The sequence below is a fragment of the Inquilinus sp. genome, assembly GCF_057815775.1.
In genome coordinates this window covers 1-2,594 of sequence record NZ_JBYRFX010000430.1, presented here as the reverse complement: position 1 = coordinate 2,594, position 2,594 = coordinate 1, and the positions used below count along the sequence as shown (strand labels likewise).

The window sequence follows — 2,594 nt, the reverse complement described above, 5'->3', positions numbered from 1 at the left end:
GAGCGGCCCGCCCCCGCAGGCGGCCGCCGCAAGACGACCCGAAGGGCCGGTTGAAAATGCCGACAAGGTGCGTCGAACGGCTTGCCCGATGCCACCGCATCGCGCTGCGCCGCTCTCCTGCCCTGCCGGCCTGTGGCGATGGCGCAGGGCGTAGGGAGGGTGAGAAATGCGGGCTAACCGCTCGGGTGAGATGGAGGTGTTCGTGCGGGTGGTGGAGGATGGCAGCTTCTCCGCCGCCGCCCGCCGCATGGGGCTGACCCCGTCCGCCATCGCCAAGTTGATCGGGCGGCTGGAAGAACGGCTGGGGGTGCGGCTGCTGGCCCGGTCGACCCGCAGCCTGAAGCCGACGCCGGAGGGCGACCTGTTCTACGAGCAGGCCAGCCGGATCCTGGCCGATATCGCCGAGGCCGAGGCCGGCGCCGCCGGCTCCTCGGCGCCGCGCGGCCGCCTGCGGATCAGCGCCTCGATCCCGTTCGGCACCCACTGCCTGATGCCGATCATGCCGGAATTCCGCGCGCGCTATCCGGCGGTGACGCTGGACATCAGCCTGACCGACGAGGTGGTGGACATCCTGGCCGAGCGCACCGACGTCGCCATCCGGCACGGCCCGCTGCGCGACAGCGGCCTCTTGGCCCGCAAGCTGGGCGTCAGCCGGCGCGCGCTGGTGGCCGCCCCCGCCTACATCGAGCGCCGCGGCCGGCCGCAAACCCCGGCCGACCTGGCGGCGCATGACTGCCTGACCTTCAACTACCGCCGCAGCTTCACCGACTGGATGCTGGCCGGGCCTGACGGGCCCCGGCCGCTGCAGGTGTCCGGCTCGCTGGTGGTCAACAATGGCGAGACGCTGCGCCAGGCGGTGCTGGAGGGGATGGGGATCGGCCGCACCGCGCTGTATCACATCGCCCCGGATATCGCCGCCGGCCGGCTGGTCGAGCTGCTGCCGGAGTTCGACCCGCAGGAGATGGAGGAGATCCACGCCGTCTTCCTCGGCCGTGGCACCATGCCGGCCCGGGTGCGCGCCTTCGTCGACTTCCTGGCCGAGCGGGTGCGGATCGCCTAGAAGCGACCCAGGCGCCGGCAGGAAAACGGCGGCCGGCACAATTCGTCGGACCTTGTTCATATATCTGACAAGGAACTTTCCTATAACCCGGGCTGCCGTCCCGACCGCATCGGCTTTTCCAGCGCGGCGGGCGGCCCCCAAAAAGGTGAGGCTTCATGCAGTTCCGTCATCTGTTGGCCGCGTGCGGTGCGGCCGTCCTCGCACTGGCCGCTTCCGCCCCGGCCCAGGCCGGCGCGACCCTCGACGCCATCAAGCAGCGCGGCTTCGTGCAGTGCGGCGTCAACACCGGCCTCGCCGGCTTCGCCCTGCCGGACAGCCAGGGCAAATGGTCGGGCTTCGATGTCGACACCTGCCGCGCCATGGCCGCCGCCGTGTTCGGCGATGCCGACAAGGTCAAGTTCACGCCGCTGACCTCGGAAACCCGCTTCACCGCCCTGCAATCCGGCCAGATCGACCTGCTGATCCGCGCCGCCACCTGGACGCTGACGCGCAGCACCAAGCTGGGCATCAACTTCACCGCCACTTATTTCTATGACGGCCAGGGCTTCCTGGTGCCGAAGTCGCTCGGCGTCAGCAGCGCCAAGGATTTGAACGGCGCCACCATCTGCATCCTGCCGGGCAGCACCAGCGAGCTGAACCTGACCGACTGGGCCCGGGCCAACAAGATCGACTTCAAGCCGGTGCTGATCGAGAAGCTGGAGGATGCCGAGGCGGCGTTCTTCGCCGGCCGCTGCGATGCCTACACCAGCGACGCGTCCGGCCTGGCCGGCACCCGCGCCGCGCGGGCGCCGAAGCCCGACGATTACGTCATCCTGCCCGAGATCATCTCGAAGGAGCCGCTGTCGATCGCGGTCCGCCAGGGCGACGACCAGTGGGCGAACGTCACCCGCTGGGTGTTCAACGCCATGGTCCAGGCGGAAGAGAGCGGCGTGAGCAGCGCCAACATCGACAGCTTCGCCGATTCGACCGACCCGACGATCCAGCGCCTGCTGGGCAAGACCCCGGGCATGGGCGAGGCGCTCGGCCTGCCCGAGACCTGGGCGCATGACGCGATCAAGCAGGTCGGCAATTACGGCGAAGTCTACGAGCGCAACCTGGGCGAGAAGACCCCGCTGGGCCTGCCGCGCGGCGAGAACGCGCTGTGGACCAAGGGCGGCCTGCAATACGCCATCCCGATCCGCTGATGCCGACGGGCGGAGGGGCCTGCCCCTCCGCCCATGGCGAAGCCCGGGCAAATCGCGTATTCTCAACGCCTCCTGAACACGCCAAATCCGGCGAGGCGACCATGCTCGAACGAGAACGACTGCGGCCAACGACCTTCTGCTAGGCCCCGTTCTCGTGAGCATTTCGTCATGTCTATTCCTGCCATCGACCCGAATTCGGCACAACTCTACGTGCTCATTGCCCGCGCGCATCGCCGGGCCGTGATCTTCCGGCGCGGCCCGAGCCGGCTGGTGCGCCTGCTGGCCTGGAACCTGGCCAAGGACACGATCGAGGCCGGCCAGTGGTTCAAGGGCCGGATCTACGAGCGGCG

General features: G+C 69.3%; 3 protein-coding genes. All 3 read left to right on the top strand.

All coding sequences use genetic code 11. From position 1 onward, the window contains the following. Positions 1-166 precede the first annotated feature (166 nt). Complete coding sequence (locus AC3XYG_RS15325; RefSeq protein WP_489140707.1) at positions 167-1,060, top strand: LysR family transcriptional regulator; 894 nt, start codon at positions 167-169, stop codon at positions 1,058-1,060. Between the two features lie 155 nt (positions 1,061-1,215). Further along, complete coding sequence (locus tag AC3XYG_RS15320; RefSeq protein WP_489140706.1) at positions 1,216-2,244, top strand: amino acid ABC transporter substrate-binding protein; 1,029 nt, start codon at positions 1,216-1,218, stop codon at positions 2,242-2,244. Between the two features lie 168 nt (positions 2,245-2,412). After that, on the top strand, positions 2,413-2,594 hold a 182-nt coding region (locus AC3XYG_RS15315; protein WP_489140705.1), incomplete at its 3' end, for a hypothetical protein.

Bases quoted from the DNA above. Each gene is read 5' to 3' on its own strand.
- AC3XYG_RS15325 (WP_489140707.1), top strand. From the start codon at position 167: ATGCGGGCTAACCGCTCGGGTGAGATGGAGGTGTTCGTGCGGGTGGTG.
- AC3XYG_RS15320 (WP_489140706.1), top strand. From the start codon at position 1,216: ATGCAGTTCCGTCATCTGTTGGCCGCGTGCGGTGCGGCCGTCCTCGCA.